General features: G+C 73.6%; 17 protein-coding genes. 14 read left to right on the forward strand and 3 right to left on the reverse strand.

Features of this window, described 5'->3' with window-relative positions; translation table 11 throughout:
- Positions 1 to 10: 10 nt before the first annotated feature.
- A complete protein-coding gene (gene miaB / locus ACQP17_RS26900) occupies positions 11 to 1,525 on the forward strand; it encodes a tRNA (N6-isopentenyl adenosine(37)-C2)-methylthiotransferase MiaB (RefSeq protein ID WP_433858561.1) in 1,515 nt (504 codons plus the stop codon).
- Positions 1,526 to 1,604: 79 nt separating this feature from the next.
- Positions 1,605 to 2,315: a class III extradiol dioxygenase subunit B-like domain-containing protein gene (locus ACQP17_RS26905; RefSeq protein ID WP_433858562.1), complete on the forward strand. Its 711-nt coding sequence runs from the start codon at positions 1,605 to 1,607 to the stop codon at positions 2,313 to 2,315.
- 106 nt (positions 2,316 to 2,421) lie between these two features.
- Here ACQP17_RS26905 and ACQP17_RS26910 read toward each other — a convergent pair whose 3' ends face one another.
- Positions 2,422 to 2,886, reverse strand: coding sequence for a hypothetical protein (locus ACQP17_RS26910; protein WP_433858563.1), 465 nt, complete (start codon positions 2,884 to 2,886; stop codon positions 2,422 to 2,424).
- A 219-nt stretch (positions 2,887 to 3,105) separates the two neighbouring features.
- On the opposite strand from ACQP17_RS26910, the gene miaA reads away from it, so the two are divergent.
- The 6 genes from miaA (at position 3,106) to hflX (ending at position 11,788) form a co-directional block, all read left to right on the forward strand.
- Positions 3,106 to 4,044, forward strand: coding sequence for a tRNA (adenosine(37)-N6)-dimethylallyltransferase MiaA (gene miaA, locus ACQP17_RS26915; RefSeq protein WP_433858564.1), 939 nt, complete (start codon positions 3,106 to 3,108; stop codon positions 4,042 to 4,044).
- A gap of 108 nt (positions 4,045 to 4,152) precedes the next feature.
- Positions 4,153 to 4,680, forward strand: a complete 528-nt coding sequence (locus ACQP17_RS26920; protein ID WP_433860015.1) for a hypothetical protein — start codon at positions 4,153 to 4,155, stop codon at positions 4,678 to 4,680.
- Positions 4,681 to 4,768: 88 nt separating this feature from the next.
- Positions 4,769 to 5,644: a diaminopimelate epimerase gene (gene dapF, locus ACQP17_RS26925; protein WP_433858565.1), complete on the forward strand. Its 876-nt coding sequence runs from the start codon at positions 4,769 to 4,771 to the stop codon at positions 5,642 to 5,644.
- A 195-nt stretch (positions 5,645 to 5,839) separates the two neighbouring features.
- Positions 5,840 to 8,032 (forward strand): RelA/SpoT family protein, encoded by a 2,193-nt coding sequence (locus ACQP17_RS26930; protein WP_433858566.1) that lies wholly within the window; start codon positions 5,840 to 5,842, stop codon positions 8,030 to 8,032.
- Between the two features lie 143 nt (positions 8,033 to 8,175).
- Positions 8,176 to 10,116, forward strand: a complete 1,941-nt coding sequence (locus ACQP17_RS26935) for a M1 family metallopeptidase (RefSeq protein WP_433858567.1) — start codon at positions 8,176 to 8,178, stop codon at positions 10,114 to 10,116.
- A 184-nt stretch (positions 10,117 to 10,300) separates the two neighbouring features.
- Entirely contained in the window at positions 10,301 to 11,788 is a 1,488-nt protein-coding gene (gene hflX / locus ACQP17_RS26940; RefSeq protein WP_433858568.1) for a GTPase HflX, read from the forward strand.
- A gap of 107 nt (positions 11,789 to 11,895) precedes the next feature.
- On the opposite strand, the gene ACQP17_RS26945 is transcribed toward hflX, so the two are convergent.
- The gene (locus ACQP17_RS26945; protein WP_433858569.1) at positions 11,896 to 13,086 is read right to left on the reverse strand and encodes a trypsin-like serine peptidase; all 1,191 of its coding nucleotides are present in this window, start codon (positions 13,084 to 13,086) and stop codon (positions 11,896 to 11,898) included.
- A 280-nt stretch (positions 13,087 to 13,366) separates the two neighbouring features.
- Between ACQP17_RS26945 and ACQP17_RS26950 the strand changes: the two genes are divergently transcribed.
- From ACQP17_RS26950 to ACQP17_RS26970, 5 genes are all read left to right on the forward strand, one after another.
- On the forward strand, positions 13,367 to 14,761 hold the full coding sequence (locus ACQP17_RS26950) for a diaminobutyrate--2-oxoglutarate transaminase family protein (protein WP_433858570.1): 1,395 nt from the start codon (positions 13,367 to 13,369) through the stop codon (positions 14,759 to 14,761).
- On the forward strand, positions 14,758 to 16,770 hold the full coding sequence (locus ACQP17_RS26955; RefSeq protein WP_433858571.1) for an IucA/IucC family protein: 2,013 nt from the start codon (positions 14,758 to 14,760) through the stop codon (positions 16,768 to 16,770). The genes ACQP17_RS26950 and ACQP17_RS26955 overlap by 4 nt, the downstream gene beginning before the upstream one ends.
- 93 nt (positions 16,771 to 16,863) lie before the next feature.
- Positions 16,864 to 17,562 carry a GNAT family N-acetyltransferase gene (locus ACQP17_RS26960; RefSeq protein ID WP_433858572.1) on the forward strand — a complete coding sequence of 233 codons (699 nt, stop codon included), beginning with the start codon at positions 16,864 to 16,866 and terminating at the stop codon, positions 17,560 to 17,562.
- 105 nt (positions 17,563 to 17,667) lie between these two features.
- Positions 17,668 to 19,443, forward strand: a complete 1,776-nt coding sequence (locus tag ACQP17_RS26965; RefSeq protein ID WP_433858573.1) for an IucA/IucC family protein — start codon at positions 17,668 to 17,670, stop codon at positions 19,441 to 19,443.
- A 41-nt stretch (positions 19,444 to 19,484) separates the two neighbouring features.
- Positions 19,485 to 21,464, forward strand: coding sequence for an ATP-dependent DNA helicase (locus tag ACQP17_RS26970; RefSeq protein ID WP_433858574.1), 1,980 nt, complete (start codon positions 19,485 to 19,487; stop codon positions 21,462 to 21,464).
- 84 nt (positions 21,465 to 21,548) lie between these two features.
- Here ACQP17_RS26970 and lexA read toward each other — a convergent pair whose 3' ends face one another.
- On the reverse strand, positions 21,549 to 22,349 hold the full coding sequence (lexA, locus tag ACQP17_RS26975; protein ID WP_433858575.1) for a transcriptional repressor LexA: 801 nt from the start codon (positions 22,347 to 22,349) through the stop codon (positions 21,549 to 21,551).
- 544 nt (positions 22,350 to 22,893) lie between these two features.
- Between lexA and nrdR the strand changes: the two genes are divergently transcribed.
- A complete protein-coding gene (nrdR, locus tag ACQP17_RS26980; RefSeq protein ID WP_433858576.1) occupies positions 22,894 to 23,424 on the forward strand; it encodes a transcriptional regulator NrdR in 531 nt (176 codons plus the stop codon).
- Positions 23,425 to 23,481 lie beyond the last annotated feature (57 nt).

Consider the following 23,481-nt stretch of genomic DNA (forward strand, 5'->3'; position numbering starts at 1 on the left):
CCCTTGAGGCATGACCAGCAGCGACCGGAGCCAGGCAGTGGGCGTCAACAAGAGCTACGAGATCCGCACCTACGGGTGCCAGATGAACGTCCACGACTCCGAGCGGCTGTCCGGCCTGCTGGAGGAGGCCGGTTACGTGCCCGCCGCCAAGGACGGCGAGGGCGCCGACGTCGTCGTCTTCAACACCTGCGCGGTGCGCGAGAACGCCGACAACCGGCTCTACGGCAATCTCGGCCAGCTCGCCCCGAAGAAGGCCGCACGCCCCGGGATGCAGATCGCCGTCGGCGGCTGTCTCGCGCAGAAGGACCGGGACACCATCGTCAAGAAGGCCCCCTGGGTCGACGTGGTCTTCGGCACGCACAACATCGGCAAGCTGCCCGTCCTGCTGGAGCGCGCCCGCATCCAGGAGGAGGCACAGGTCGAGATCGCCGAGTCGCTGGAGGCGTTCCCCTCGACGCTGCCCACCCGGCGGGAGAGCGCGTACGCGGCCTGGGTCTCCGTCTCCGTCGGCTGCAACAACACCTGCACCTTCTGCATCGTGCCCGCGCTGCGCGGCAAGGAGAAGGACCGCCGGCCCGGCGACATCCTCGCCGAGGTCGAGGCGCTGGTCGCCGAGGGCGTCAGCGAGATCACCCTGCTCGGCCAGAACGTCAACGCCTACGGCTCCGACATCGGCGACCGTGAGGCCTTCAGCAAGCTGTTGCGCGCCTGCGGCAAGATCGAGGGCCTGGAGCGGGTCCGCTTCACCTCCCCGCACCCCCGCGACTTCACCGACGACGTGATCGCCGCCATGGCCGAGACCCCGAACGTCATGCCGCAGCTCCACATGCCGCTGCAGTCCGGCTCCGACCGCGTCCTGAGGGCGATGCGCCGCTCCTACCGCCAGGACCGCTTCCTCGGCATCATCGAGAAGGTGCGCGCCGCGATGCCGGATGCCGCGATCTCCACCGACATCATCGTCGGCTTCCCGGGCGAGACCGAGGAGGACTTCGAGCAGACCCTGCACACGGTCCGCGAGTCCCGCTTCGCCCAGGCCTTCACCTTCCAGTACTCCAAGCGCCCCGGCACCCCCGCGGCCGACATGGCGGGCCAGATCCCCAAGGCCGTCGTCCAGGAGCGCTACGAGCGGCTGGTCGCCCTCCAGGAGGAGATCTCCTGGGCGGAGAACAAGAAGCAGGTCGGCCGCACGCTAGAGGTGCTGGTCGCCGAGGGCGAGGGCCGCAAGGACGACGCCACCCGGCGGCTGTCCGGCCGGGCCCGCGACAACCGCCTGGTGCACTTCACCCGTCCCCAGGAGCCGGTCCGGCCCGGCGACATGGTGACGGTCGAGGTCACCTACGCCGCCCCGCACCACCTCCTGGCGGAGGGAGCGGCCCTGGCGGTGCGCCGCACCCGCGCCGGCGACGCCTGGGAGAAGCGCAACGCCGCACCGGCGGAGAAGCCCCAGGGCGTGCTGCTGGGCCTGCCCACCATCGGCGCCCCGGCACCGGCCCCGGCGCCCACCGCCGGCTGCGGCTGCGACTGACCCGGAGCCGGCCGCCGCGCGCCGCGCCCCCGGCGGGGCACCGGAAACGGGTCCGCACCGGGGGCGTTACGCTGCGTACATGCTCGTAGCCGCCGCCTTCTGCCCCTGCCCGCCGCTGCTCGTCCCGGAGGTGGCGGCCGGCGCCGCCGGTGAACTGGACGCGCTGCGCGCCGCCTGCGTGGACGCGGTCGGTGTGCTCGCCGCGGCCCGCCCCGACCGGCTGGTCGTCCTCGGCCCCGCCGACGAGGCCGGGCAGGGCCACCACCCCGAGGGCGCCCTCGGCTCGTTCCGTGGCTTCGGGGCGGATGTCGAGGTGTCCCTGGGCGCCGCCGAGAGCGTGCCGGGACGGGGCCTTCCGCCGTCGCTGTCCGTCGGCGCCTGGCTGCTGTCCCGTACGGACTGGGCGGACGCGCCGGTGGAGGCGCGGGGGGTGGCGCAGTCCCTGCCGCCGGAGCGGTGTGCGCGGGCGGGCCGGGAGATCGCCACCGCCGCGCCCCGGGTGGCGCTGCTGGTGATGGGCGACGGCAGCGCCTGCCGGACGGTGAAGGCGCCCGGCTACTTCGACGAGCGGGCCGAGGGCTTCGACGCCGGGGTGGCCGCCGCCCTGGGCGCCGCCGATCTCGCCGCGCTGGGCACCCTCGGCGAGGAGCCGGCCGCCGGCCTCCAGGCGTCCGGACGGGCCGTCTGGCAGATCGCGGCGGGCGCGGCCGGGGCCGCGGAGCTGCGCGGCCGGCTGCTGCGCGAGGAGGCCCCGTACGGCGTGGGCTACTTCGTGGCGACCTGGTCGTAGCGCGGCGCCCCGGGAGGTACGGCGACGGCCGCGGGGCGGGCTGCCGCGCGGCCGTCGTGCCGTGTCCGCGGGTCCGGCGGACCGCAGGGTCCGCGCGGGCCCGGTCTCAGTGCCGGGCGCTCTCGCCGGATTCGCTGTCCGCCGCGGCCTGGGCCGACTGCTGCCGGGGAATGCCGGCGCTCTCGGCGGCCTTCTCCGCCTTCTCCATCTTCTCCTCGCGCGGCTCCTCGGCGGCCGCCGGCTCCTCCTCCGTGCCCCCGGCCGCTTCCGGAGCCGGACCCTCTTCGTCCGCCGGGGCGGTGGCCCCGGCGGCGGGCTCGGCGCCGTCCCCGGCCTGCGCGCCGTCCCCGGATTCCGCGGCGTCCCCGGCCTGCGCGCCGTCCCCGGATTCCGCGGCGTCACCGGGCTTCGTGGCGTCCCCGGCCTGCGCGGCCGCTCCGGATCCCGCGGCCTCTCCGGCCCCGGTGGCCTCCGCGGCGTCCCGGGGCTCCTCGGGGGCCGCCGCGGCGGCCTGCGCCGCCGGCTCCGGTGCCCCGGCCGGCACGGACGTGGCGGCACTCTCCTCCGTCAACGCTGCGGACTTACGGCGGCGAAACCGCGAAAACACGCCCATAACTGCTCCTACGCTCTTCATGTGGCGACGCCCCGTCCGCCCGGGGCGGACCGTTGCGCCGCCCACGGGCGCCGGTGTGCACCGGCTCCCGGGACCTCGCAACAGGCAACGAACCCGTTGGTTGCCCGTCACGTCGCTCGTTCGAGAGGGGGGCCTGATGTTTGCGAGACTGACGGGGTGAACACCGCCGTCCCCGCTCCGCGGGTCATCGCCGTCGTCGGCCCCACCGCGGCCGGAAAGTCCGATCTGGGCGTCGCGCTCGCCCACCATCTGGGCGGCGAGGTCATCAACGCCGACTCCATGCAGCTCTACCGCGGCATGGACATCGGCACCGCCAAGCTCACCCCCGAGGAGCGCCAGGGCGTCCCGCACCGCCTCCTGGACATCTGGGACGTGACCCGCGCCGCCAGCGTCGCCGAATACCAGCGGCTGGCCCGCGCCGAGATCGACCGGCTGCTCAGCGAGGGCCGCACCCCGGTCCTGGTCGGCGGCTCCGGCCTGTACGTACGCGGCGCCATCGACGCCCTGGAGTTCCCCGGCACCGACCCGGAGGTGCGCGCCCGCCTGGAGGCCGAACTCGCCGCCCACGGCAGCGGCGCCCTGCACGCCCGGCTGGCCGCCGCCGACCCCGAGGCGGGCCGCGCGATCCTGGCGAGCAACGGCCGCCGTATCGTGCGCGCCCTGGAGGTCATCGAGATCACCGGCCGCCCGTTCACCGCCAACCTCCCCGGCCACGAGGCCTTCTACGACACCCTCCAGATCGGCGTGGACGTCGAGCGCCCCGAACTCGACGAGCGGATCGCGCGGCGGGTCGACCGCATGTGGGAGGCCGGCCTGGTCGACGAGGTGCGCCGGCTGACGGACGAGGGGCTGCGCGAGGGGCGTACGGCGTCCCGGGCGCTGGGCTACCAGCAGGTGCTCGCCCAGCTCGCGGGGGAGTGCACCGAACAGGAGGCGCGCGACGAGACCGTGCGCGCCACCAAACGCTTCGCGCGACGCCAGGACTCGTGGTTCCGCCGGGACCCCCGGGTCCACTGGCTCAGCGGTGCCGCCGACCGCCGCGCGGAACTTCCCGCGCAGGCCCTGACGTTGCTCGAACGACCGGTCACAGCCTGATCACGTCATGGCATCGGGACGCCCCGGCCGTCATCCGGGCCCCTGAGGGCGTGTCATCATCGACCTTCGATCGAGGCGTGCAGTCGGCAGTGGGGAGGGCGCGTGGCAATGGAGGCCGGCCCTCGCAACAGAGCGCAGCAACCGGACAACGGTACGGAGCCGGCGCCGCTGACCGACGACGGTCCCGACGCCCGCGACGAACTGTCCGGCCCCGCCGGTGACCCGCTCGCCGACCCCCTGACGCTCGACGCCCCCGAGGACTTCGGCCCCGGGGGTGCGCGGCCCGGCGAGGGCGGCGAGTCCTTCCGGGAGCTGCGTCCGCCGAGCCGGCTGCGGCTGTGGCAGCTGGCCCCGATCGTGGCCCTCGCCGCGCTCGGCTCTCTGATGTTCGCCTTCCCCCTCGCCTTCGAGCTGGGCGGCGACGGCGGCGCGGTGATCGCGATGCTCGGTCTGCTGCTGTGCTGCTGCGCCGCCGGCTGGGGCATGATGGCCGCCCGCCGCGTCGGCTACACCTGGCCCGGCCTCCCGGCGCCCGGCTCCGGCCGCCGTGCCGCCTGGCGCGTGGTGCTGCTCTACGCCCTCGTGGTCGCCGTCCCGGCGGCGCTGGCGATCTGGCGCGTGGCACGCCTGCGCTGAGCCGGCGCCCTCCGCCGGCGCCCGCCGTCGCGTCGTCCCCCGCAACCCCTCGCCGCCGTTCCACCGGACCTCCCCGTACGATGCGAGGGTGACCAGTACGCAGCGCCTCGCCTTCCTCAAGGGCCACGGCACCGAGAACGACTTCGTGATCCTCCCCGACCCGGAGGGCCTTCTCGACCTGCCCGCGACCGCCGTCGCCCGGATCTGCGACCGGCGGGCCGGCATCGGCGGTGACGGCGTGCTGCGCGTCGTCCGCTCCGCCGCGCACCCCGAGGCGCGCGCCCGGGCCGCCGAGGCCGAGTGGTTCATGGACTACCGCAACGGCGACGGCTCCGTCGCCGAGATGTGCGGCAACGGCGTCCGCGTCTTCGCGCGCTATCTGCTGCACGCCGGTCTGGTCGAGGCCGGCGAACTCGCCATCGCCACCCGCGCCGGCGTCCGCCGCGTCCACGTCGACAAGAGCGGCGAGGTGACCGTCTCCATGGGCCGCGCCGGGCTCCCGGAGGAGGGCGTCACCGTCACGCTCGGCGGCCGCAGCTGGCCGGCCCGCAACGTGAACATGGGCAACCCGCACGCCGTCGCCTTCGTCGAGGATCTGGCCCACGCCGGCGACCTGCGGGACGTACCGCCGTTCAGCCCAGCGGCGGTTTATCCCGAGGGCGTCAACATCGAGTTCGTCGCCGACCGCGGCCCGCGCCATGTGGCGATGCGGGTGCACGAGCGCGGCTCGGGGGAGACCCGCTCCTGCGGCACCGGCGCCTGCGCGGTCGCCGTCGCGGCCGCCCGCCGGGACGGCCTGGACCCGGCCCGCACCGGATCCCCCGTCACGTACACGGTCGACGTGCTCGGCGGCCGCCTGACGATCACCGAGCTGCCCGACGGCACGGTGGAGATGACCGGGCCCGCCGAGATCGTCGCCGAGGGCACCCTCGACCCCGCCTGGCTGTCCGCCGCGCTCGCCTGACACCCCCCGCGGCGCCCCGGGCCTCCGCCCTCCACCAAGGAGTGGTTCCGGCCATAACTTTCGCTCGAACGGGTGGTCCGGATCACTCTGAGCAAGAGGCGGACAGCGCTGCGTGATGGGCTCGATAGCATCAAGCACCGGCCCGGACGTCGGAACGACGCACCCCACCGCCGGTCGACGCTGCCGGAGGTGCCCATGAGCGCAGAGGCCACTGACCCTGGTAACCATGGAGCGGCGGCCCGCAAGCGCGGCCGCCGCCGACTGGAGCTCAGAGGACTGCGCCGGATCGGCCGCGCCGCACTGCTCGGCCCGGCCCCGCGCGACGGCCGCCCGCACGCCCTGGAGCACGTCGCCAAGGTGCACCGCCGCCACCACCCGGACGCGGACCTGGGCACCCTCACCCAGGCCTATCTGCTCGCCGAGTCCTCCCACCGCGGGCAGCTGCGCAAGAGCGGCGAGCCGTACATCACCCACCCCCTCGCGGTGACCCTCATCCTCGCCGAACTCGGCGCGGAGACGACGACCTTGACCGCCTCCCTGCTCCACGACACCGTCGAGGACACGGAAGTGACGCTGGACCAGGTCCGCGAGCTGTTCGGGGACGAGGTCTGCTATCTCGTCGACGGCGTCACCAAGCTGGAGAAGGTCGGCTACGGCGCGGCCGCCGAGCCGGAGACCTTCCGCAAGATGCTGGTGGCCACCGGCAACGACGTCCGGGTGATGTCCATCAAGCTCGCCGACCGGCTGCACAACATGCGCACCCTCGGGGTGATGCGCCCCGAGAAGCAGGCCCGGATCGCCAAGGTGACCCGCGATGTGCTGATCCCGCTCGCCGAGCGCCTCGGCGTCCAGGCGCTGAAGGCCGAGCTGGAGGACCTGGTCTTCGCGATCCTGCACCCGGAGGAGTACGCCACCACCCGGGCCCTGGTCACCACCTACGCCACCCGGCCCGACCCGCTCGCCGTCCTCGCCGGGCGGATGCGTGCGGTCCTGGCCGAGGCCGGCATCGACGCCGAAGTGCAGGTCCGCCCGCGGCACTTCGTCTCCGTGCACCGCGTACGCCTCGCGCGCCGCGAGCTGACCGGCGCGGATCTGGGGCGGCTGCTGGTGCTGGTCGCCGAGGACGCCGACTGCTACGCCGTCCTCGGCGAGCTGCACACCTGCTTCACCCCGGTCGTCTCCGAGTTCAAGGACTTCATCGCGGCCCCCAAGTTCAACCTCTACCAGTCGTTGCACACGGCGGTCACCGGCCCCTCGGGGGAGATCGCCGAGACCCTGATCCGCACGCACCAGATGCACCGGGTCGCCGAGGCCGGCGTGATCGCGCTGGGCAATCCCTACGCGCCCACCGACGGCGCGGACGCCCCCGAGGGCGAGCGGGCCGACCCGACCCGCCCCGGCTGGCTCTCCCGGCTGCTGGAGTGGCAGCGCACCACCCCCGACCCGGACACCTTCTGGACCTCGCTGCGCGACGACCTCGCCCAGGACCGGGAGATCACGGTCTTCTGCGCCGACGCCCCGTCCGACGGCTCGTCCGGCCCCGCGGGCGCCACCATCGGCCTGCCCGCCGGGGCCAGTTGCGTCGACGCCGCCTACGAACGGCACGGCGAGGCGGCGCACTGCTGTATCGGCGCCCGGGTCAACGGCCGGCTCGCCACCCTCTCCACGGTGCTGCACGACGGCGACAGCCTGCAGCTGCTGATGGCCCCGGACTCCGCGGCCGGCCCGCTGCCCGAGTGGCTCGAACAGGCCCGCACACCCGCCGCCCGGCTCGCCATCGCCCGGTGGCTGGCCGGGCGGCAGGAGCCCGGCGCCCGCCCCGCGGGGCACGGCGAGACGAGCGCCGCGGCACCCGCCGCCGACCGCCGCTCCACGGGCCAGGACCGGCCGGGAGCGGACCCCGCCCCCGCCGCGCTGCTCGCGATCGCCGATCTGCCGGGCGCGGCGGTCCGGCTGGCCGGCTGCTGCACCCCGGTGCCACCCGACACGGTCACCGGCTTCGCCGTCCGGGGCGGCACGGTCACCGTGCACCGCGCGCTGTGCCCCGCCGTGGCGCGGATGGCCGCCACCGGCCGGCAGCCGGTCGGGGTGCGCTGGCGCGGCGCCGGGCACGGCGGCCACGGCTGTCGGGTCACCCTCCTGGCCGAGGCCTTCAGCCGGCCGCAGCTCCTGGCCGACCTCACCGAAGCCATCGCCTCCCAGGGCGCCGCCGTGGTGTCGGCCGCCGTCGAGCCGCCGCACGAACAGCGCGTCCGCCACACCTACACGCTGCATCTGCCGAACGCCGCCGGACTGCCGTCCCTGATGCGGGCCATGCGCCAAGTTCCCGGCGTGTTCGACGTGTTGCGCGCCGGGCGGGCCCGGCAGGCGGCCGTACTCGGTCCCTGAGTGCCGCCGGGGCCGGAAAAATGACGGACCGTCGGAAACTTCTCCGCCTGGCGGCGTAAGGCGGGCGCCCGATCCGCCGCCCGTTCGGGTGCCGTTTGCCGCCTGACCCGCGCCGGAGGGGGCCGCGTTGGTAGCCGTAGTGCATGTCCCTTCCCCCGCGCCGTCCGCCCGGCGACCCCGCTCGCGCCGTCCCCGCCCGCGCTCTGTCCCGTGCCCCGCGCGGCCGGCTCCGGTGGGCCGTCCGCCGGGCCGCCGTCCTCGGGCTGGCCGCCGCCTGCCTCGGCCTGACCGTGCCACCGTCGCCCGGCGGGGCGCAGGGCCTCGGCGACCGGCTCTTCCCCACCCTCGGCAACACCGGCTACGACGTCACGTCCTACGACGTCTCCCTGGACTACTCCGGCCACAACGACCGGCCGATGAACGTCACCACCGAGATCACCGCCGAGGCCACCGCCGAGCTGGACCACCTCAACCTCGACTTCGCCCGCGGCACCGTACGCTCCGTGACGATCGGCGGCCGGCCCGCCGGTCACGAGCAGCACGGTGAGGACCTCGTGCTCACCCCGGCCTTCCACGTCTCCCGGGGCCAGGAACTGAAGATCTCCGTCCGGCACACCACCGACCCGCGGGGCAAGGGCGACGGCGGCTGGATCCGCACCGCCGACGGGCTGGCGATGGCCAACCAGGCCGACGCCGCGCACCGCGTCTTCCCCTGCAACGACCACCCCTCCGACAAGGCCCTCTTCACCTTCCACATCACCGCGCCCCAGCAGCTGACCGCCGTCGCCAACGGGCTGCCGCAGGGCACCGCCACCCGCGCCGCGCGCCGCACCTGGACCTACCGCACCAGCCACCCCATGGCGACCGAACTCGCCCAGGTCTCCATCGGGAAGTCCAGCGTGCTGCTGCGCAACGGCCCCCACGGGCTGCCGATCCGCGATGTCGTGCCGACCGCGGACCGCCCGGCCCTCGCGCGCTGGCTGGCCAGGACCCCCGACCACCTGGCCTGGATGGAGCGCAAGGTCGGCCCCTACCCCTTCGAGGCCTACGGGGTGCTGATCGCCGACGCCCGGACCGGCTTCGAGTTGGAGACCCAAACCCTCTCGCTCTTCGAGAAGCCGCTGTTCAGCGGCGCCCAGCTGCCCGACTGGTACGTCGAGTCGGTCATGGTCCACGAGCTGGCCCACCAGTGGTTCGGCGACAGCGTCAGCCCGCGCCGCTGGTCCGACGTCTGGCTCAACGAGGCCCACGCCACCTGGTACGAAGCCCTCTACGCCCAGGAGCGGGGCGACAAGCGGGCCTCCCTGGAGACGCGGATGCAGCGGGCCTACCAGCAGTCCAACGGCTGGCGCGCCGAGGGCGGGCCGCCCGCGGCCCCCAAGGTCCCCAGCCCGGGACAGAAGATCAGCATCTTCCGCCCGGTCGTCTACGACGGCAGCGCGCTGGTCCTGTACGCGCTGCGGCAGAAGATCGGCCCCGCGGCCTTCGAGCGCCTGGAGCGCGAGTGGGTGGCCCGGCACCGGGACGGCGTGGCCGACACCGCCGACTTCGTGAAGCTGGCCTCCGAGGTCGCCGGGCAGAATCTCGACGACTTCTTCCAGGGCTGGCTCTACAGCAACCGGACCCCGCCGATGCCGGGCCACCCGGACTGGCGCCCCGCGGGCGCGGTGACCGCCCCCGTGCCCAAGGGCACCGCCGAGGCCCCGGCACCCAAGGCCACCGCGCCCGTCCACAAGACCGCGGCTCCCGTGCACAGGATCACCGTCCCCCTGCGCAAGACCGCGGCCTCGGTGCACAAGGCCGGCGCACCCGTCCACAAGACCGCGGCCCCCGTGCACAGGACGGGAGCGCCCGTGCGCAGGACCGCCCCCGCGACCCCCACGACCCCCGCGACCCCCGCGACCCCCGCGGCCAAGGCCGTCGCCCCGGCTCCCGGCCCGAAGGGGGCCGCCGGGGCCGCCACGCCCAGGGGAGCCGCTCCGGCTCCCGCGCCCAAGGGCACTGCCGGGACTCCTGTGGCCAAGGGGGCCGGCGCGGCGTCCGGAGCCGGGGGAGCGGCCGCAAGGCCGGGAAAACCTGCGTGACGCCCCTTCGCGGTCGTGGGACCATCATGGGGTCGGCCCCGGCCGGACCGGGGAATCTCCGGGACGGCTCGGACGTTGACACCTTCGACGGCCGCGGGCTTCCGGCGGCGGTCGTGGCACCACCGACAGTCCCGGTGGGGGCAGCAGGCTCCCGCCAGGGCTCACCGACGACGCAAAGGATCAAATGACCTCCTCTTCTTCCCTTCCGCAGGACCGGCAGCGCCTCCCCGAGAGCCTTCGGGCCAACGCCCTGATGGAAGAGGACGTCGCCTGGAGCCACGAGATCGACGGGGAGCGTGACGGCGACCAGTACGACCGTTCCGCGCGTGCCGCGCTGCGCCGTGTGGCGGGCCTGTCCACCGAGCTCGAGGACGTCACCGAGGTCGAGTACCGCCAGCTCCGTCTGGAGCGCGTGGTGCTCGTCGGCGTCTGGACCACCGGCACGGTCCAGGAGGCGGACAACTCGCTCGCCGAGCTGGCCGCCCTGGCCGAGACCGCCGGTGCCATGGTGCTCGACGGCGTCATCCAGCGCCGCGACAAGCCGGACCCGGCCACCTACATCGGCTCGGGCAAGGCCTTGGAGCTGCGCGACATCGTGCTCGAATCGGGAGCCGACACCGTGGTGTGTGACGGTGAGCTCTCCCCGGGCCAGCTGATTCACCTTGAGGACGTCGTGAAGGTCAAGGTGGTCGACCGGACCGCCCTGATCCTCGACATCTTCGCCCAGCACGCCAAGTCCCGGGAGGGCAAGGCGCAGGTCGCGCTGGCGCAGATGCAGTACATGCTCCCCAGGCTCCGCGGCTGGGGCCAGTCGCTGTCCCGGCAGATGGGTGGCGGTGGCTCCGGTTCGGCCGGCGGCGGCATGGCCACCCGTGGTCCCGGTGAGACCAAGATCGAGACGGACCGCCGGCGGATCCGCGAGAAGATGGCGAAGATGCGCCGGGAGATCGCGGAGATGAAGACCGGCCGGGACATCAAGCGCCAGGAGCGCCGGCGCCACAAGGTCCCCTCGGTCGCCATCGCCGGCTACACCAACGCCGGCAAGTCCTCGCTGCTCAACCGCCTCACCGGCGCCGGTGTCCTGGTGGAGAACGCCCTGTTCGCCACCCTGGACCCGACCGTCCGGCGGGCCGAGACGCCCAGCGGGCGGCTCTACACCCTCGCCGACACCGTCGGCTTCGTCCGGCATCTGCCGCACCACCTCGTCGAGGCGTTCCGCTCCACGATGGAGGAGGTCGGCGAGTCCGATCTCATCCTGCACGTGGTCGACGGCTCGCATCCGGTCCCCGAGGAGCAGCTCGCGGCGGTGCGTGAGGTGATCCGCGACGTGGGCGCGACGGACGTGCCCGAGATCGTGGTCGTCAACAAGGCCGACGCGGCCGATCCGCTGGTCCTCCAGCGCCTGCTGCGCCAGGAGAAGCACGCCATCGCCGTCTCGGCCCGTACGGGCCAGGGCATGGCGGAGCTGCTGGAGCTGCTCGACGAGGAGCTTCCCCGGCCGCAGGTCGAGATCGAGGTGCTGGTGCCCTACACCCAGGGCGCCCTGGTCTCGCGGGCGCACGCCGAGGGCGAGGTCCTCTCCGAGGAGCACACCGCCGACGGCACGGTCCTCAAGGCACGGGTCCACGCGGAACTCGCCGCCGAGTTCGAGCCGTTCGTGGCGGCCGCGTAACCGGTAACGCGCAGACGAAAGGGCCCGCCCCCGGGAGACCGGGAGCGGGCCTTCGTCGTGTCCGTGGACGGGACGGGCGGCGCGAGGGCGCCGCCCTGCTCACCGCACTACTGCTTGGTCGCCCACTTCTTGCTCATGCGGTCGAACATCGCCTTGGCCTCGGGACCCAGGTGCGGGCCGGCCGACCAGCGGGCCGGGCGCGGCCCCATCGACATGTTGGAGACCAGCACCGGCTTGCCGTCGGCGCCCTTGGCGAACCAGGGGCCACCGGAGGAGCCGCCGGTCATGGTGCAGCCGATCCGGTACATGGTCGGCTTGTTGGCGTCCATCGACAGCCGGGTCGGCTTGTCGGTGCACTGCTGCTGCGCCGCGCCGTCGAACGGCGGCTCGGCCGGGTAGCCCTGGGCCGTCAGGCTCGGGATCTTGGCCATCGCCGGGGCGTTGAAGTCGACCTGGTAGGCGCCGCCGGCGATCTCCTCCAGGGACTTGCCGCCGGTGTTCTCCTCCGGCTTCACATGCATCAGCGCGAAGTCGTACGGGGCCATCGGCACACCGGGAACGGCGCCGCCGGCCTTGATCCACTCGCTGGACGTCGCCATGTCGTCGGCCCACCACTTGCCCGCGGGAACGCGGTCCTCGTAGGGGGCGGTCTTCAACTTGTCGGCGGAGCCGCCGTTCTTGTTGAAGTTCGGCACGAACATCATGTTGCGGTACCAGCCGCCGTTCTTGCCGGCGTGCACACAGTGCGCCGCGGTCCACACCAGGTTGGACTTCCCGGGGTGCGCCGGGTCCTTGACGACCGTGGCGGAACAGCGGGAGCCGCCCTCGGGGGTGCTGAACAGCAGCAGGCCCACGCCGGGAGCGGTGGAGGTGTACGGGGTCCGGACGGCCCGGGCCGGAACGGCGGCGGGCTCAGGGTCGGTCTTGCCCTGGTCCTCGGAGATGTCCTCGGGCTTGCTGGGGTCCTGGGGCGGCTTGACCTTGTCGATCTTGTCCTTGTCCCAGAAGTCCTTGATGATCGGGTTGATGAACTCCCCGGCCTCCCGGAGCCACTTGTCCCGGTCCCAGTTCTTCCACTCGCCGTTCTTCCACTTGTCCAGGTCGACGCCGTGCTCCTTGAGCTTGTCCTGGATGTCCTGAGGGATCTTGAACTCACCCCCGCCCGTGGTGTCCTGGGCCGCGGACTGGCTGGGCTTGGCGTCCGCGTTGTCGCCCTCGGGGCCGCAGCCGGTGGCGGTCAGGGCCACGACAGCGGTGAGAGCGGCGGCGGCCAGGACCGGCCGACGTATGGATCGCATGGGTGAGTTCCCCCTGGTGTTTCGGACTGAGCCGGTGTGACGTGTGTGGTGCCGCGCCGGTGGGTTCTTGTCATGAACCCCTAGATCCCGCGCAACACCCCACTATGCCGGTGACGATGAGGACGGCGGAACTCGGGTCCCCGGTTTCACGCCCGCAAGGATCTTGTCCTCAGCCGTGATCCCGGGTCCCCGCCGTCGTTGGTACGTACGGGGGACGGCCGGGCTGCCCGCAGGGCCCGCGCGGCTTTCAGCCGCTCAGCAGCAGGAGGACACAACTGCCGTGGCGTTGACCGAATCCGTGCCGACGGCCGCGCCGCCGGCCCATGAAGGGATCCTGCGCCGGCAGTCCCTGCGTGAGTCCGCTGCCCGCACCTACGCCCGCTCGCTGCCCATCGTCCCGGTGCGCGCCCGGGGGCTGACCATCGAGGGCGCCGACGGCAGGCGCTATCTCGACTGTCTCTCCGGCGCCGGCACACTGGCGCTCGGCCACAACCACCCCGTGGTGCTGGAGGCGATCCGTACCGTCCTCGACTCCGGGGCGCCGCTGCACATCCTCGATCTGGCCACGCCCGTCAAGGACGCCTTCATCACCGAGCTGTTCGCCACGCTCCCCAAGGAGTTGGCCGAAAAGGGACGCATCCAGTTCTGCGGCCCGGCCGGCACGGACGCCGTGGAGGCCGCCTTCACCCTCGTCCGCACCGCGACCGGCCGGGAGGGCCTGATGGCCTTCTCCGGCGCCTACCACGGCATGACCGCGCAGGCGCTGGCCGCCTCCGGGGGAGCGCGGCACACCAGCGTGGTCCGGCTGCCCTATCCGTACGACTACCGCTGCCCGTTCGGCACCGGCGGTGAGCGGGGCGCCGAACTCGCCGCGCGCTGGACCCGGAGCCTGCTCGACGACCAGAAGAGCGGGGTGCCCGGACCCGCCGGGATGATCCTGGAACCGGTCCAGGGCGAGGGCGGCGTGATCCCGGCCCCGGACAGCTGGCTGCGGCGGATGCGGGAGCTGACCGCCGAACGGCGGATCCCCCTGATCGTGGACGAGGTGCAGACCGGCGTGGGCCGCACCGGCGCCTTCTGGGCCATCGAACACAGCGGCATCGTGCCCGACGTGCTGGTGCTCTCGAAGGCCATCGGCGGCAGCCTGCCACTGGCCGTGATCGTCTACCGCGAGGAACTCGACGCCTGGCAGCCCGGCGCCCACGCGGGCACCTTCCGAGGCAACCAGCTGGCCATGGCCGCCGGCCGCGCCACCCTCGCCTACGTCCGCGAGAACGGCCTCGACCGGCGGGCCGGGGAGCTCGGCGCCCGGATGCACGCCCGGCTCACCGACCTCGCCGCCGCCCACGACTGCATCGGCGACGTCCGCGGCCGCGGACTGATGCTCGGGGTCGAGATCGTCGACCGGGAAGCCGAGGCCGATGCCACCGGCGCCCGCCCCGCCGACCCCCGGCTCGCCGCCGCCGTCCAGCACGCCTGCCTGGACCGCGGCCTGATCGTCGAGCTGGGCGGCCGGCACTCCGCCGTCGTCCGGCTGCTGCCACCCCTGACCATCACCGACGAACAGGCGGACGCGATCCTCGACCGCCTCGCCGACGCCCTCATGGCGGCGGTCCGCACCACCCCCGGGCCCATGGGCCCGTCCCCCACGACCACGCGAGGCATCTCCCCATGAACGAACGACCCGGCCCCGACGGCGGCCAGCCCGTCGAGCGCATCCCGGCCCACCAGGGCGCGGGCACCATCGAATCGGTGCCGCGCCAGCAGCGCCGCGCCGCGGACCACGCCTGCCACCAGCAGACCCACGAGGACGCCCCCCACGGCGGCCCGGGTCCGTACGACCGGGCCCGCAGCGGCGACCACGACCCCCTCGACCACCCGGACCCGGCGGTCGCCGCCGATGCCGCGGGCATCGAGCATCTGCTGCGCTGCTGGCTGCGCGAGAGCGGCCCGCACCGTCCGGCCGACGGCCGGCTGCGCATCCCCCTGCGGGCCGTCGCGGGCGCCCTGCACATTCCCGTGCGCTACTGGTCCCCGACCGGCTGGCACCGCCTGGGTGCCCCCACCCTCGAAGGCGCCCCGACCGGCGCCGCCCCGCTGGACACCGTCACCCTCGCCGCCCTGCTGCGGCGGGAGGCCGCGTACGGCGACCGGCGGGCCTCCGACGGCGGGGAGCACCGCGTGGCCGACGCCGACGAGCGGCCGGACCCGGACCCCGCGCGGCAGCAGGCCCCGGACGGCGACGGCGCCGAACTCCTCGGCCGGGTCGCCAATTCCGTCCGCAATGTCGCCACCTTCCTCACCGACCGGCGCGCCCGCCCGGCCGACGACCACGGCGCCCTCTTCCTCGAAGCCGAACAGTCCCTCCTGCTCGGCCATCCGCTGCACCCCACCCCCAAGAGCCGCGAGGGCCTCTCGGACGCCGAACTCCGCGCCTATTCGCCCGAGATGCGCGGCGCCTTCCGGCTCCACTGGATGGCCGTGCACCGCTCGGTCCTGGCCACCGAATCCGCCTGGACCGAACGCGGCAAGCCCGTCGCGGCCGAACAACTCGTGCTGCGCCTGGCCGGAGAGGGCCTGCGCCTGCCCGAGGACACCGTGCCGCTGCCGCTGCACCCCTGGCAGGCCAGGGAGGTCGCCGACCGCCCGGAGACCACGGCGCTGCGCCAGGCCGGACTGCTCCACGACCTCGGTGCCCACGGCGCCCCCTGGCACCCCACCTCCTCCGTCCGCACGGTCTACCGCCCCGACGCCCACGCCATGCTCAAGCTCTCCCTCGGGCTGCGGATCACCAACTCCCGCCGGGAGAACCTCCGCAAGGAACTGGCCCGCGGCGTCGAGGTGCACCGGCTGCTGCGCACCGGCCTGGCCGAGCAGTGGCAGCGCGAGCACCCCGGCTTCGACATCGTCCGCGACCCGGCCTATCTGGCCGTCGACGGCCTCGGCGGCGCCCCCGTCCAGGGCCTCGACGTCGTGATCCGGCACAACCCTTTCAGCACCACCGACGACGCGGTCTGCATCGCCGGCCTCACCTCGCCCCGGCCCTGGCCCGGCCACCCCGGGGTGCGCTCCCGGCTGGAGGACCTCGTCACCACGCTCGGCGCCCGCACCGGCCGCAGCCTGGACGCGGTCGCCACCGAGTGGTTCCTGCGCTATCTCGAAGCGGTCGTGCGGCCCCTGCTGTGGCTCGACGGCACGGCCGGCGTCGTCCTGGAGGCCCACCAGCAGAACACCCTGGTGCTGCTGGACCCCGACGGCTGGCCGGTCGGCGGCCGCTACCGCGACAACCAGGGCTACTACTTCCGCACCTCCCGCCGCGAAGAGCTGGAGCGCCGGCTGCCCGGCATCGGCGCCGCCAGCGACAGCTTCGTCGCCGATGACGTCACCGACGAACGGTTCGCCTACTACCTGGGCATCAACAACGTCCTCGGCCTCATCGGGGCGTTCGGCTCCCAGCGCCTGGTCCGCGAAGAGATCCTGCTCGCCGCCTTCCGGCGGTTCCTCGCCGATGCCGCCGCGGCCCCCCACGCCCACCGCTCGCCCCTCCCCGGGCAGTTGCTGGCCGCCCGCACCCTGCGCTGCAAGGCCAACCTCGCGACCCGGCTGCACGGGCTGGACGAACTCGTCGGCCCCGTCGAAACCCAGTCCGTCTACGTCACCCTGCCCAACCCCCTCGCCCCCTAGCCGCCCACCGCACCCCCCTGGCAGTACCCGTCCCCCGGCGCCCCGCGACCGATCAGGCCACGCGGCACGCGGCCACGAGAGGAGAGCTTCGCCGTGCCCCCGACCGATTCCGGCCTCAGCTCCAGCTCCGACGACACCCTCGCACTGCAGCTCCCGCCCGGAGGGGGTGCGCGCCTCGCCGACGGTGACCGGCGGTCGGCGTCCCCGGACGATCCGGCCGCCGGCCCGCTGCTCGACGGCCTGGCGGGCTGGGGAGCGGCCGACACCCCGGCCGGCCGCTTCGCGCTGCGGCCCGTCCGGCCCGCCCGCGACCTCGACCGGATCACCGGCTGGATGAACGATCCGGCGGTCGCGGCCTTCTGGGAGCTGGCGGGCCCGCCGGAGATCACCGCCGCCCATCTGCGCGGCCGGCTCGACGGCGACGGCCGCAGCGTGCCCTGCCTGGGGGTGCTGGCCGGAGCGCCGATGAGCTACTGGGAGATCTACCGCGCCGACCTCGACCCCCTCGCCCGCCACTACCCGGCCCGGCCCCACGACACCGGCATCCATCTGCTCCTCGGCGCCGGGTACCGCGCCCGCGGGCTGGGCGCCACCCTGCTGCGCGCCACCGCCGACCTCGTCCTCGACCACCGCCCGGCGTGCACCCGGGTCGTCGCCGAACCGGATCTGCGCAACACCGCCTCCCTCGCGGCGTTCCTGAGCGCCGGATTCCGCTACGCCGACGAGATCGCACTGCCCGAGAAACGCGCGGCGCTGATGGTCCGCGACCGCGCCCACCGCCATCTGCTCTGACCCCGGGACCGTCCGTCGACGGTCCCGTTCGGCTTCACCGTCCATCCCGCTGCCCCGGTTGTCCCCCGCACGAGCCGGGGCGGTCCCGCTCCGAGGAGTCCCTCCTTGTCTCCTGAACCCCATGAATCCCAGCCTTCGCACCGCGCCTGGCAGCACGCCGCGAGCCGACTGTTCGCCAAGATCCTGGCGGAGTTCGCGTACGAGGAAATCCTCCTCCCCGAGCCCGACGGCACCGCCCCCGACGGCACCCCGCAATACCGGCTGCCGGTCACCGACGACCTGGTCTACCGCTTCAGGGCCCGCCGCGGTGCCTACGGGCACTGGCGCGTCGACCCCGACTCCCTCACCCCCGGCACCGACCCGTTCCACTTCCTGAGCCACGCCCACGACACCGTGCTGGGCCTGTCCGGCGACACCACCGGCCATCTCATCCGCGAGCTGACCGCCACCCTCGCCGCCGACACCCGGCTCGACGCCACCGCCCTCAGCGCCGCCGACCTCGCCGACCTCGACTACGCCGCCCTCGAAGGCCACCAGACCGGCCACCCCTGGCTCGTCGCGAACAAGGGCCGGCTCGGCTTCTCCGCCCAGGACGCGGCGACCTGGGCCCCCGAGGCCCGCACCGCGCGGCGGCTGCCCTGGCTCGCCGCACACCACCGCATCGCCCACTACCGCGGTATCCCCACCCTGGCCACCCCCGACCGCCTCTACGGCGAGGAACTGGCCCCCGCCACCCGTCACGCCTTCGCCCGCACCATCACCGACCGGGGCCACGACCCCGCCGACTACCTCTACCTCCCCGTGCACCCCTGGCAGTGGGACGAGACCATCGCCCCGCTCTTCGCGCCGCAGCTCGCCGACGGATCCATCATCGCGCTGCCCACTGACAACGACCTCCGGCTGCCGCAGCAGTCGATCCGCACCTTCCTCAACGTCAGCCGCCCCGAGGCCCGTACGGTCAAGCTGCCGCTGTCGATCCTCAACACCCTGGTGTGGCGCGGCCTGCCCACCGAGCGCACCCTCGCCGCCCCCGCCGTCACCCGCTGGGTGCACGGCCTGCGCGACGCGGACCCCTATCTGCGCGACGAGACCCGGGTCATCCTGCTCGGCGAGACCGCCTCGGTCACCGTCGAGCACCCCCTCTACGACCGGCTGCCCGGCGTCCCCTACCAGTTCAAGGAGCTGCTGGGCTGCATCTGGCGGGAGCCGGTCAGCGGCCGGCTCGATCCCGGCGAACGCGCCCGCACCCTCGCGGCGCTGCTGCAGACCGACCCCGCGGGCCGCGCCCTGACCGCGGAGCTGGTGCACCGCTCGGGTCTGGAGCCGCGCGAGTGGCTGAGCCGGCTGTTCGCCGCGCTGCTGCCGCCCCTGCTGCACTTCCTCTACCAGTACGGCACGGTCTTCTCCCCGCACGGCGAGAACGCCATCGTCGTCTTCGACGCCCACGACGTCCCCACCCGCCTCGCGGTCAAGGACTTCGTCGACGACGTCAACACCAGCTCCTGGCGCCTCCCGGAGCACGACTCCATGCCGGACGACGTCCGCACCGTCCTGCTGACCGAACCCCCCTCCTTCCTCACCCAGTTCATCCACTCCGGCCTGTTCGTCGGCGTCTTCCGCTACCTCGCGCCGCTGTGCGCCGACCAACTGGGCGTGCCCGAGGCCGAGTTCTGGTCACTCGTCCGGGCGGAGATCCTGCGCCACCACGAGCGCTTCCCCCACCTCAAGGAGCGGCACGACACCTTCGACCTGCTCACCCCGCGGATCGAGCGGCTGTGTCTGAACCGCAACCGTCTGCATGTGGACGGCTACCGGGACCGTCGTGACCGACCGCACGCGGCCGTGCACGGCACCGTCCCCAACCCCCTGCATCTGCCGTGACCGCGGTGGCTGTCAGTGGTCCCGCGTAGGCTTGCCACGCTATGACGAAGCCCTCCCTCCCCGATCTGCTGCACGCCGCCGTCACCGCCGTCGGCGGCACCGAACGCCCCGGCCAGGTGGCCATGGCCGAGGCCGTCGCCGAGGCCGTGGACGACAACGCCCATCTGCTCGTCCAGGCCGGCACCGGCACCGGAAAGTCCCTCGGCTATCTGGTGCCGGCCCTGGCCCACGGCGAGCGCGTGGTCGTCGCCACGGCCACCCTCGCGCTGCAGCGCCAGCTGGTGGAACGCGATCTTCCGCGTACGGTCGACGCCCTCCATCCGCTGCTGCGCCGCCGCCCGGAATTCGCCATGCTCAAGGGCCGCTCCAATTACCTGTGCCTGCACCGCCTCCATGAGGGCGCCCCGCAGGAAGAGGAGGACGGCCTCTTCGACGTGTTCGAGCAGGCGACGCCGACCAGCAAGCTCGGCAAGGACCTGCTGCGGCTGCGCGACTGGGCGGACGAGACCGAGACCGGCGATCGCGACGCACTGACCCCCGGCGTGTCCGACCGCGCCTGGGGCCAGGTCTCGGTCTCCTCCCGGGAGTGCCTGGGCGCCTCGAAGTGTGCCTACGGGGCGGAGTGCTTCGCCGAGGCCGCCCGGGAGCGCGCCAAGCTCGCCGATGTGGTCGTCACCAACCACGCGCTGCTTGCCATCGATGCCATCGAGGGCGCCCCCGTCCTTCCGTCGCACGAGGTCCTGATCATCGACGAGGCCCATGAGCTGGTCTCGCGGGTCACCGGCGTCGCCACCGGCGAGCTCACCCCCGGCCAGGTCAACCGCGCCGTCCGCCGGGCCGCCAAGCTCGTCAACGAGAAGGCCGCCGACCAGCTCCAGACCGCCTCGGAGGGCTTCGAGCGCCTCATGGAGCTGGCCCTGCCCGGCCGTCTCGAAGAGATCCCCGAGGACCTCGGCTACTGCCTGATGGCGCTGCGGGACGCGGCCCGCACGGTGATCTCGGCGCTCGGCTCGACCCGTGACAAGTCGGTCCAGGACGAGGACGCGGTCCGCAAGCAGGCGCTCGCCGCGGTGGAGAACGTCCACGCCGTCGCCGAGCGGATCGCCAACGGCTCCGAGTACGACGTCGTCTGGTACGAGCGCCACGACCGCTTCGGCGCCTCGCTGCGGGTGGCTCCGCTCTCGGTCTCCGGTCTGCTGCGCGAGAAGCTCTTCACGGACCGTTCGGTGGTCCTCACCTCCGCCACCCTCAAGCTGGGCGGCGACTTCAACGGGGTCGGGGCCTCCATGGGCCTGGCCCCCGAGGGCACCGAGGGCGAGGACGTCCCGCCCTGGAAGGGGCTGGACGTCGGCTCCCCCTTCGATTACGCGAAGCAGGGCATCCTCTACGTCGCCAAGCATCTGGCCCAGCCGGGCCGCGAGGGCAGCCGCACCGACATGCTCGACGAACTCGCCGAGCTGATCGAGGCGGCGGGCGGGCGCACGCTGGGCCTGTTCTCGTCGATGCGCGCGGCCCAGGCCGCCGCCGAGGAACTGCGCGGCCGGCTGGACCTGCCGATCCTGCTCCAGGGCGAGGAGACCCTCGGCGAGCTGATCAAGGCCTTCGCCTCGGACGCCCGTACGTGTCTGTTCGGCACGTTGTCCCTGTGGCAGGGCGTCGACGTGCCGGGTGCGAACTGCCAGCTGGTCGTGATGGACCGGGTGCCGTTCCCGCGCCCGGACGATCCGCTGATGAGCGCCCGGCAGAAGGCCGTGGAGGAGGCCGGCGGCAACGGCTTCATGGCGGTCGCGGCGACCCACGCGGCCCTGCTGATGGCCCAGGGCGCCGGCCGTCTGGTCCGGGCCACCGGCGACCGCGGGGTGGTGGCCGTCCTCGACCCCCGGGTGGAGCGGGCCCGCTACGGCTCCTTCCTCCGCAAGTCGATGCCGGAGTTCTGGTACACCACCGACCGCAACCAGGTCCGCCGCTCCCTGGCCGCCATCGACGCCGCGGCAAAGGCGGCGGAGGACGAGGACGCGTAACCGACGCACCGGCAGCGGTGCCGCCGCCACAGCAGAGCCCCGGAACCGGCGCAGTGGTTCCGGGGCTCGGTCGTGAGGGGTGGCTCAGACGCGGCGGAGCACCGCCACCACCTTGCCGAGGATGGTCGCCTCGTCGCCGGGGATCGGCTGGTACGCGGAGTTGTGCGGCAGCAGCCAGACATGGCCGTCCTCGCGCTTGAAGCGCTTGACGGTGGCCTCGCCGTCCAGCATCGCGGCGACGATGTCGCCGTTCTCGGCGACCGGCTGGCGGCGGACCGTGACCCAGTCGCCGTCACAGATCGCGGCTTCGATCATGGAGTCGCCGACGACCTTCAGCACGAACAGTTCCCCGTCACCCACGAGCTGACGGGGGAGCGGGAAGACGTCCTCGACCGACTCCTCGGCGAGGATCGGGCCGCCCGCGGCGATCCGGCCGACCAGGGGGACATAGGAGGCGGCGGGCTTGCCGGCGGTCTCGGTCGCCGCGGAGCTGGACTGGTCCGAGCCGCGGACCTCGTACGCCCGGGGGCGGTGCGGGTCGCGCCGCAGGAAGCCCTTGCGTTCGAGCGCCATCAGCTGATGGGCCACCGAGGAGGTGCTGGACAGCCCGACGGCCTGGCCGATCTCGCGCATCGACGGCGGGTAGCCACGGCGCTGGACCGAATCCCGGATCACCTCGATGACCCTGCGCTGGCGGTCGGTGAGCCCGGAGCTGTCCGCGCGGATGCCGGGCGGACGGCCGGGCAGCGAGCGGGCGGGCTTCTGCTCTTCGGGGTCCGCCGTGGCGTCGTCCATCGGTGGCCGCTGTGCCGTGTGCGGATGCTCGAACCGGCCCTGGGAGTGGCTCTGTGCGGTGATGGTCGCGCTGTCTGCGGTGGTGGTCACGTCGGCCCCTCTCGAAATGTTCTCCCTGGTTAGCCAACGGTAGTTGCTTTCGAAAGGTTGCGCCAAACACACGTTCGAGTGAAATATTCGCCGATCTGCTGACCGAGGCGAGTGCTGGGTGTATGGCCGAGCGGCTTTTCGAGTCCCGGGCCGCGTCAACCGCCCGTCTCTCAGGTCGGCTCGCGACCCCCGGGAGTGTCGGAGCGCGCGGCCCGGCGCGGCCGCCGCCGCGACCCCGCCGATTCTGCCACCCCGGCCCCGCCGCGCTCCTGGCCGGGTCGCTTCCCGTACTCTCGTCTGCGGCGTCCCGGCCCGCCGCCCCCGCGACACGCGGTAGGCGCATGTAAGCGGCCCGACACCACATCTAGTGGTTAGATGCCTTCGGTTACCCAGAAGTTGTGGTCCCTGGTCTCTCGTCGGGGTCGGGATCGCCTATGCTGGGGACTGCTCCGAAGGGCCCGTACGGACCGGTCGGAGGTTGTCGCCGTGCGCCGGGATCGTTGGCGTACGTACGTCCGTATATCAAGGGTGAGGAGGGTGGAGCGTGCATTGCCCCTTCTGCAGGCACCCGGACAGCAGGGTCGTCGACAGCCGTACCACCGATGACGGGACGGCGATCCGCCGGCGCCGCCAGTGCCCCGACTGCTCCCGCCGTTTCACGACGATCGAGACGGCGTCGCTGATGGTGATCAAGCGGAGCGGGGTCACCGAACCCTTCAGCCGCAACAAGGTCATCGCGGGTGTGCGCAAGGCGTGCCAGGGCCGCCCGGTCACCGAGGACGCCCTCGCCAAGCTCGGCCAGCGGGTCGAGGAGGCGGTGCGTGCCACCGGCAGCGCCGAGCTGACCACCCATGACGTCGGGCTCGCCATACTGGGCCCGCTGCAGGAACTCGACCTCGTCGCGTACCTGCGCTTCGCGTCCGTCTACCGGGCATTCGATTCACTCGAGGACTTCGAGGCGGCCATCACCGAGCTGCGGGAGCAGCGCGAGCAGGGGCCGCCCGGGCAGGACCACGGGGGCGAGGCCGAGGGCGAAGGTCCGGCCGTTCCCGTGCCCGCCACCGCCGCCGACTGAGTTCGGCGCACATCCAGGACCTGATACCGGGGCGCGAGCAGGGCGTCCCGGCAGCAG

This window comes from Streptomyces kronopolitis, assembly GCF_050953795.1.
In the GTDB taxonomy this organism is placed as follows: Bacteria; Actinomycetota; Actinomycetes; order Streptomycetales; family Streptomycetaceae; genus Streptomyces; species Streptomyces kronopolitis_A.

What these genes read in the sequence shown, in the direction of transcription:
- ACQP17_RS26970 (WP_433858574.1), top strand. Translation starts at nt 19,485, where the DNA reads ATGACGAAGCCCTCCCTCCCCGATCTGCTGCACGCCGCCGTCACCGCC.
- miaB (WP_433858561.1), top strand. Translation starts at nt 11, where the DNA reads ATGACCAGCAGCGACCGGAGCCAGGCAGTGGGCGTCAACAAGAGCTAC.
- ACQP17_RS26955 (WP_433858571.1), top strand. Translation starts at nt 14,758, where the DNA reads ATGAACGAACGACCCGGCCCCGACGGCGGCCAGCCCGTCGAGCGCATC.
- hflX (WP_433858568.1), top strand. Translation starts at nt 10,301, where the DNA reads ATGACCTCCTCTTCTTCCCTTCCGCAGGACCGGCAGCGCCTCCCCGAG.
- ACQP17_RS26945 (WP_433858569.1), bottom strand. Translation starts at nt 13,086, where the DNA reads ATGCGATCCATACGTCGGCCGGTCCTGGCCGCCGCCGCTCTCACCGCT.
- ACQP17_RS26920 (WP_433860015.1), top strand. Translation starts at nt 4,153, where the DNA reads ATGGAGGCCGGCCCTCGCAACAGAGCGCAGCAACCGGACAACGGTACG.
- ACQP17_RS26930 (WP_433858566.1), top strand. Translation starts at nt 5,840, where the DNA reads ATGAGCGCAGAGGCCACTGACCCTGGTAACCATGGAGCGGCGGCCCGC.
- ACQP17_RS26905 (WP_433858562.1), top strand. Translation starts at nt 1,605, where the DNA reads ATGCTCGTAGCCGCCGCCTTCTGCCCCTGCCCGCCGCTGCTCGTCCCG.
- ACQP17_RS26935 (WP_433858567.1), top strand. Translation starts at nt 8,176, where the DNA reads ATGTCCCTTCCCCCGCGCCGTCCGCCCGGCGACCCCGCTCGCGCCGTC.